Raw genomic sequence first — 7,984 nt, 5'->3', positions numbered from 1 at the left:
TCTTCTAAACGCTCTTTTTTCAGATCGTAGTCAAAGATACCCCCGTAGTGTTTGACCACGTTCGTTTAAGTCTTTTAATTGGTTTAGATACGGATTAATTTCCACGTGAATTTCTCTCAATCAAAATTAGGTATAAATTCTTAGGTCAATATTATATCACAGTCTATTTCGCCAATTTATAGCGATAAATCCATCTTTAAAGCTAAGCAAGAAAATATTAATCGCACATTTTTTAATTACAAAATTTGTCAGCTTGATAAAATAGCTAAATATTATTTTTAATACTTTCTCATTCTATTCTTAAATATATTTCGCTGTACTTTTATACTCGGTTTTTGATTCATTTTAAAACCCTAAAACCCATACAAAACAAGATAAAAAATAGCATTTTCAATACATTCCACAATATCTACACATTTTTAATAAAACAAAACATTTCATTTTTAGTTTTTAAATTCAATTAGTTATTAAATTAAAATTACATAATATTACCTTACTCACAATGTAGTAACTTTCCTTTGATTGACGATTATTGGAATTGGTCTAGACTTAAAGTTGTAACAAAAAGTGTATTAATTTTAGCCATATTTTCAGAGGGGAGTATCCGCATGAAAAAACTAGCAATCGCTTCAGCATTACTTTCAGCCGTAGCTCTTACAGGTACAGCAGCTCATGCTTATCAAGTAGAAGTGGGTGCATCTGCGGGCCTAACAGACCCGGATAATGGTAGCTCAAGCGGCTCTTTTGGTGTTGATGGCACATACTACTTTAATCCAGTTGAAACACGTAATGCACCATTAGCCGAAGCAGCCTTCCTTGATCGAGCAAGTAATGTGAAAGCTCAATATCAATATGATGATTACGACTCTTCAGAACGTCACCGTTATGGTGTAGGTGCTGAATACTTCGTACCAAACTCAGATTTTTATTTGAGTGGTAGCGTAGGTCGTGATGATTCTAAATACGACAATGCACCTGATTTTGACGAAACCGTTTATAGTGCTGAAGTCGGTTATTTACCTGCACCAGGTCTGTTAATTGCAGCAGGTGTGAAAGGTTATGACAATGACTATGATGACGGTGTAGATCCAACTTTACGTGCTAAATATGTGACTACTTTAAGTAATGGTAAAGACATTAACCTTGAAGCTGGCGCTGCCTTTGGCGACCTAGATGAGTACAACTTAAAAGCTGACTACTTCATCGACAAAACTTTAAGTGTTGGTGCTGATTATCAAAGCAAAGACAATGGCCCTTATGACTCAAATGAATTTGGTGTAAGTGCACGTAAATTCTTTAATGAACAAGTAAGCTTGGAAGGTCGTGTAGGTTTTGGTGAAATTGGTAACCAAGACTACAACAAATTTGGTCTAGCTGCGAAATACCGCTTCTAATCCAAACTAAGAAATTTCATTATAAAAAAACCCATCTTCGGATGGGTTTTTTTATTGCACTTTAAACAAGCATTTAGGTAGTTTTAGCACATTGACGGGGCGATTATTATCTGTACAATTTGTTACAACTGTTCATCAAACAGTCATATTTTTATAACAAAGAGAGAACTCTAAATGCTTAAGAAACTTGCTCTTGCTACAGCTCTTATTGCTGGTCTAGGAACTGCTCATGCTTATCAAGCTGAAGTTAATGTCGGCTATGAAAATACAGATTTCGATAATCTTGGGGATCTAGATACATTTTTCATCAATGGAAAATACTATTTAAATGCAGTTCAAGTTAAGAACTCCCCACTTGCAGAAGCAGCTTTCCTCAATAAGGCGAGCAATATTGGTTTAGGTTATGCAAATGCGAGCGGTGATGGAGATGAAGATATCGATGTATTTGGTGTAAGTGGTGAATTTTACATTCCAAATACCCAATTTTACGTAAGTGGTACCCTGAATCAAACTGACTTTGCTGGCGACGATAATACAGGTTATACATTAGAAGTGGGCTATCTTCCAGTAAATAGTTTGTTATTGGCAGTAGGTGCCGCAAATGAAAGCGTTGATCCTGTTCAGGTAGCAAATTATGGTTTTACGACTAATTTCTTCAACGCTGTTACTGTAGGTGATGATACTGCATTATCTCTACGTGCTAAGTACGTGACTCAAATTGGCAACCATTTTGCAAATTTTGAAGGTCTAAGTTATTTTGGTGATGAAACAACTTATCGCCTAGGTGCTGATCTTTATATTGATCCAACTTTAAGTGTTGGCGTATCAATCGCTGATTCTACAGAAGATGATGCAGACACAATATTTGGTTTACGTACTCAAAAATTCTTTACGCCAACGATTGCTGCTGGTTTAAATTACACTACAACTGACGGTATTGATTCTTTTGGTATCAACGGTACATTCCGCTTCTAATCCCCCGAAATTAAAAGTCAAAAAAACCGCTCAATTGGGCGGTTTTTTGTTTGAATAATTTATTGTTCCAGATGAGCAATTCGCATTTGCAGGCTAACATTGCCATTAAAGACATTTTTATCCAGTTCATAGACCAGACGAACATGCTGTTTCATTGGATCAAATTTGTATTTATCGATAGCACTAAAGGCAATCGCATCCACAACCTGTCCATTCTCTAAGGCAACACGTAATTTCAGATGTACATCCTTGAGCCAGCGGTAATCCAGAATCTTAAAGACGCCTTCAAAAATTGGTTGAGGAAATTTTTGACCCCATGGACTTAAGTTTTGCAGTAAATCGACTGTTTCAATTTGGAAAGCTGAAGCTGGCAGTTCACCATCCGTCCACAGCGTAGCGGTAAATAGGCTTTCATCCATCTCTGCAATCAGCTGTTCAAAGACCTGTTTAAATTCAGCAAAATGCTGTTTTTTAATGGTTAGTCCCGCTGCGGCCGCATGTCCACCAAAATGGCTGACCAGATGCGGATACTGCTCTGCTATCCGTTCAATGCTATCCCGGATATGAATCCCTTCGATGGAACGTGCCGAACCTTTGATATGAATACCATCTTCATCTGCTGCGAACACAATACTTGGACGATGGAACTGTTCTTTTAAACGCCCCGCCACAATCCCGATCACACCCTGATGCCAGTGCTGTTCAAACATGATCAGTGCGGCAGGCAAAGTATTCTCATCCAGCTGGATTTTTTCCAGTTCAGTCAAAGCTTCCTGCTTAATTTTGCCTTCTACCTGACGGCGTTCGACATTGAGCTGATTCAGCTGTTCTGCGAGTGGATAAGCAGTTGCCAGATCCGGAGCAAGCAGACACTCAATCCCGATATCCATGGTTTCCATACGACCTGCTGCATTAATGCGTGGTCCAAGCACAAAACCCAGATCCTGCGCTTTGAGCGTAGCTGCATCACGACCAGCAATTTCCAGCAAGGCACTGATGCCAGGTCGGCAAAGATGCTGCTGAATCCGTTTCAAGCCGGCATCCACCAGAATACGGTTGTTATAGTCCAGACTTGCAACATCTGCATAAGTACCTAAAGCGACCAGATCCAGATAATTGGTAATAACCGTTGAAGATTTACCCAACTTTTTACGATGAGTCGATAGATTCGCTAGAACGTAAAAAGCTACCCCTACTCCCGCCATAGCCTTACTTGGAAAATCACAGCCTAACTGATTCGGATTAACGACTGCTTCTGCTGCAGGGGTAGGCTTGGTAGTTAAGTGGTGATCGGTAATAATCACCTGCATGCCATGATCTTGCGCCTGCTTCACACCTTCATGACTGGAAATCCCGTTATCCACTGTAATTAAAAGATCCGGCGTAAAATTGGCAAAAGCCAGATCCGCAATCGCAGGTGTCAGGCCATAACCATACTTAAACCGGTCAGGAACCAGATATTCGACATGGGCACCCATATCTCGCAGAGCGAGTACCATTAATGTTGTACTGGTCGCCCCATCAGCATCATAGTCACCGACAATTACGATTTTCTGGCCAGTATCTATAGCCTGATCAATCAACTGGATCGCTTCCGGTAAGCCTTTCATGGTCGGTGCCAGCAGATGCTTGAGTTTAAGTTCCAGCTCCTGTTCAGATTCCACGCCACGGCGTGCCAGAATTTCAGCTACAAATGAAGGCACGCCCTGAAAAGATTCAGGGCGTGTCAGTAAAGGTCTTTGCTTGATTTCAAGTTTAGGCATTGTTATGGCATCAATCGCTGTAGTTTCCACGCCCCATCGATTTTTTCATAACTCAGGCGGTCATGTAAACGGTTCGGACGGCCCTGCCAGAATTCATAATAATCTGGCTGCAAACGATAGCCGCCCCAGAATCCCGGCTTATCCAGCTCTTCCTGATTAGCAACCTGCTGATGCAGATCCCAGAAGCGTTGCTGTAATTCTTCACGACTCGCAACCACACCACTTTGCGGGGTACTGATATGTGCAGCGATCTGACTTTCACGCGGACGTTTATGATAATAGTCAGTTGATTCTTCTTCCGAAATTTTAACTACCTTTCCGCTAATCCGGATCTGACGTTCCTGTTCCTGCCAGTAAAACAGCAATTCTGCATAGGGATTTTCGGCCAGATCCAGACCTTTCTGACTGTCATAATTGGTATAGAAATCATAACCCGCTTCAGTGGCACCACGTAGCAACACTGTGCGTACATGCGGACGGCCTTGTGCATTTGCGGTTGCTAATGACATGGCATAAGGTTCATGCAGCTGTGCAGCAAGTGCATGGTTAAACCACTGCAAAAACTGCATATGCGGATTGGGATTGACCTGATCTTCATGTAGCTCGCCTTTTTGATAGTTCAGACGCAGTTCACTCAGGTCCTTAATCAGATCGCTCATTCACTCTTCCCCCATTTAAGCGGCGTTGGCACGTACCGCATCAGCCAATGAATTTGCCAGTGTGGTTACCTCTGCAAGATCCTCGCCTTCCACCATCACACGGATCACCGGTTCAGTGCCTGATTTACGAATCAGCAAGCGGCCACGGCCTTTCAGCTGTTGTTCTGCTTTTTCAAATTCAGCAGCAAGCGCAGGGACGGCGTACGGATCAAACATGGCATCCAGACGTACATTGACCAATACGTTCGGTAACAAGCGGAAATCAGCTACCAGTTCATGCAGGGCTTTCTTCTGCTCGACCATCACTGTCAATACTTGTAGCGCAGCAATAATGGCATCACCCGTGGTGCTCTTGTCTAATGTCAGGATATGACCGGATGGCTCACCGCCAGTGACCCAGCCCTTTTGCTCCAGACCTTGTAATACATAACGGTCACCCACCTTGGCACGCAAGAATGGGACTTGGGCTTTTTCTAGAGCCAGTTCCAGCGCCATATTACTCATGAGTGTGCCCACAATTCCTGCTGGCTTATTTTTGGCCTGAGTCGCAAGGATATACAGAATATGGTCACCAGTAATCTGCTCACCGTTTTTGTCGACCATAATGACACGGTCAGCATCTCCATCAAAGGCAATCCCAAGATCAGCCTGATATTCAACGACTGCTTTTTGCAGATTCTCAGGATGTGTTGAGCCACAGTCTTTATTGATATTGAGACCATCAGGATCATCAAACATTGCAATAACTTTTGCGCCCAATTCACGGAACACTGCAGGACCCACGTTATAGGCTGCCCCATTGGCACAATCCACTACAATCGTTAAATCATTCAGATCTAAATGATATGGGAAAGTCGATTTACAGAATTCGATATAACGACCATTAGCATCTTTGACACGGAAACTTTTACCCAGGTTCGCCGTATCTTCAATACTTATTTCTTTTTCGAGCTCCTGATTAATTTCATCTTGTAAGGCATCCGGTAGTTTCTTGCCTTCACTAGAGAAAAATTTAATCCCGTTATCAAAATACGGATTATGAGAAGCTGAAATAACAATACCCAGACTGGCATGCAGTGCACGGGTCAAATGGGCAATGGCCGGCGTTGGCAAAGGTCCAAGCAGATGCACATAAACACCTGCCGCATTGAGTCCTGCCTGCAAGGCAGATTCCAAAATATAGCCTGATAAACGGGTATCTTTCCCCATCACCACCAGCGGTTTATTTTTCTTGCTATGTCGCTTGAGTACCTTCCCTGCTGCAAAGCCTAATTTAAGTGCAAATTCAGGGGTAATCGGCAATACGCCAAACTTGCCACGAATACCATCGGTACCAAAATAACTCATTGTTGTCTCTCTTCTTAGTGGATGAATTACACCATCCATTTTTACAATGAGCAACACTTTACACCAAAATAAAAAAGCCGTCATTGCTATGACGGCTTTTTTCGAATGAGTGCAGAAAGGAAATTAGCCAACGCGATAGTTTGGCGCTTCTTTGGTAATCGTCACGTCATGTACGTGAGATTCAGACATACCTGCAGAAGTGATTTTCACAAACTTCGCATTTTGACGAAGATCTTCAATCACTGCAGAACCCGTATAACCCATAGATGAACGCAGACCGCCCATCATCTGATGCACAATGTTACCCATTGGGCCTTTATAAGGTACACGGCCTTCAATGCCTTCTGGAACCAGTTTCTCGGCACCTGCTTTAGAATCCTGGAAATAACGGTCTGCAGAACCTGTTGCTCCAGCCATCGCACCTAATGAGCCCATACCACGGTAAGCTTTATAGTAACGACCCTGGAAGAACTCAACTTCACCTGGTGCTTCTTCGGTACCAGCCAACAGTGAACCCACCATGATGGTGCTTGCACCAGCGCCAATCGCTTTTGCCATATCGCCAGAGAAACGGATACCACCATCAGCAATCAATGGAATCTGTTCTTTCAATGCATTCGCAACTGAATCGATTGCAGAGATTTGTGGCATACCAATACCCGCAACAATACGCGTCGTACAGATGGAGCCAGGACCGATACCCACTTTAACAGCATCTGCACCAGCATCCAGAAGTGCAAGTGCAGCATCACCCGTTGCAATGTTACCGCCAATCACCTGAACTTGTGGGAAATTCTGTTTTACCCAACGTACACGTTCAATCACACCAGCAGAGTGACCATGTGCAGTATCAACGACAATCACGTCTACACCAGCATCAACCAGTGCTTCTACACGGCTTGGTGTTTCAGCACCCGTACCGACTGCTGCACCTACACGAAGGCGGCCTAGATCATCTTTACAGCTGTTTGGATAAAGTTCCGCTTTACGGAAATCAGTCACCGTAATCAAGCCTTTTAATTCGTTGTTTTCGCCAACAACGATCACTTTTTCAATACGGTTTTTTTGCAATAAGGCCTGAATGTTTTCTTTCGATTCACCTTCACGCACTGTTACCAGACGGTCTTGACCTGTCATGATATTACTGACCGGCTGTTCCAGATTAGTTTCAAAGCGTGTATCACGACCTGTTACGATACCCACCACTTTACCGTCTTTAACTACGGGTACGCCGCTGATGTTATTCGCTTGAGTCACAGCGATCAGTTCACGTACTGTAGTTTCTGGGGTAACTGTGATCGGATCTTTCACCATACCGGCTTCAAATTTTTTCACACGGCGTACTTCTGCAGCCTGGGCAGCAATATCCATGTTCTTGTGCAGAATACCGATACCACCATTTTGTGCCATCGCAATTGCCATACGTGACTCAGTCACAGTATCCATAGCTGCTGAAACAAGTGGGATATTCAGGTTAATGCCGCGAGTCAGGCGTGTCTTTAGAGAGACATCTTTTGGGAGAACAGTAGAGTAGGCAGGGAGTAATAGGACATCATCGAAGGTTAACGCGTCTTGAACGATGGTCAACATAACAGTCTCACTGGTAATTTCCGTGCGCTATTATAAACAAATTTAGCTCTAAATTTCATTGCAATTGCAAAATTTATTTTGTCTAAATCTGGACTTAGATTTAATCTGAATATCTAAACCTGTAAATTTGACTATTCAATCAACAATTTAAATATGCCAGAGGAGTCATCATATTTATTCGATTTACAAAATCCCTTACTAATTTTTTTCTCCCATAAAAAAAGCAGAGTCCATACCCCACTGCTGTCCCATAGTT

The 7,984-nt window shown here is 42.6% G+C and carries 6 protein-coding genes; 2 read left to right on the top strand and 4 right to left on the bottom strand.

Going from position 1 to position 7,984, the window contains the following annotated elements; translation table 11 throughout:
* Window positions 1–608: 608 nt before the first annotated feature.
* Both B3143_RS09325 and B3143_RS09320 read left to right on the top strand, forming a co-directional pair.
* Entirely contained in the window at window positions 609–1,394 is a 786-nt protein-coding gene (locus tag B3143_RS09325; RefSeq protein WP_004781512.1) for a putative porin, read from the top strand.
* Window positions 1,395–1,568: 174 nt separating this feature from the next.
* Complete coding sequence (locus tag B3143_RS09320) at window positions 1,569–2,369, top strand: putative porin (protein WP_286740198.1); 801 nt, start codon at window positions 1,569–1,571, stop codon at window positions 2,367–2,369.
* Between the two features lie 59 nt (window positions 2,370–2,428).
* Here the strand turns inward: B3143_RS09320 and recJ are convergent, their stop codons facing one another.
* From recJ to guaB, 4 genes are all read right to left on the bottom strand, one after another.
* Window positions 2,429–4,132: a single-stranded-DNA-specific exonuclease RecJ gene (gene recJ / locus B3143_RS09315; RefSeq protein ID WP_286740196.1), complete on the bottom strand. Its 1,704-nt coding sequence runs from the start codon at window positions 4,130–4,132 to the stop codon at window positions 2,429–2,431.
* 2 nt (window positions 4,133–4,134) lie between these two features.
* Window positions 4,135–4,791: a pyridoxamine 5'-phosphate oxidase gene (gene pdxH / locus B3143_RS09310; protein WP_180025271.1), complete on the bottom strand. Its 657-nt coding sequence runs from the start codon at window positions 4,789–4,791 to the stop codon at window positions 4,135–4,137.
* Between the two features lie 15 nt (window positions 4,792–4,806).
* Entirely contained in the window at window positions 4,807–6,138 is a 1,332-nt protein-coding gene (gene glmM / locus B3143_RS09305) for a phosphoglucosamine mutase (RefSeq protein WP_286740194.1), read from the bottom strand.
* 123 nt (window positions 6,139–6,261) lie between these two features.
* On the bottom strand, window positions 6,262–7,728 hold the full coding sequence (gene guaB, locus B3143_RS09300; RefSeq protein WP_286740193.1) for an IMP dehydrogenase: 1,467 nt from the start codon (window positions 7,726–7,728) through the stop codon (window positions 6,262–6,264).
* Window positions 7,729–7,984 lie beyond the last annotated feature (256 nt).

The organism is Acinetobacter sp. UBA1496 (assembly GCF_002324975.1).
Classification (GTDB): Bacteria; Pseudomonadota; Gammaproteobacteria; order Pseudomonadales; family Moraxellaceae; genus Acinetobacter; species Acinetobacter variabilis.
Note: the sequence above shows the minus strand (reverse complement) of the source record. Positions and strands in the feature narration are given on the sequence as shown.

Bases quoted from the DNA above. Each gene is read 5' to 3' on its own strand.
- B3143_RS09325 (WP_004781512.1), top strand. From the start codon at position 609: ATGAAAAAACTAGCAATCGCTTCAGCATTACTTTCAGCCGTAGCTCTT.
- B3143_RS09320 (WP_286740198.1), top strand. From the start codon at position 1,569: ATGCTTAAGAAACTTGCTCTTGCTACAGCTCTTATTGCTGGTCTAGGA.
- pdxH (WP_180025271.1), bottom strand. From the start codon at position 4,791: ATGAGCGATCTGATTAAGGACCTGAGTGAACTGCGTCTGAACTATCAA.
- guaB (WP_286740193.1), bottom strand. From the start codon at position 7,728: ATGTTGACCATCGTTCAAGACGCGTTAACCTTCGATGATGTCCTATTA.
- glmM (WP_286740194.1), bottom strand. From the start codon at position 6,138: ATGAGTTATTTTGGTACCGATGGTATTCGTGGCAAGTTTGGCGTATTG.
- recJ (WP_286740196.1), bottom strand. From the start codon at position 4,132: ATGCCTAAACTTGAAATCAAGCAAAGACCTTTACTGACACGCCCTGAA.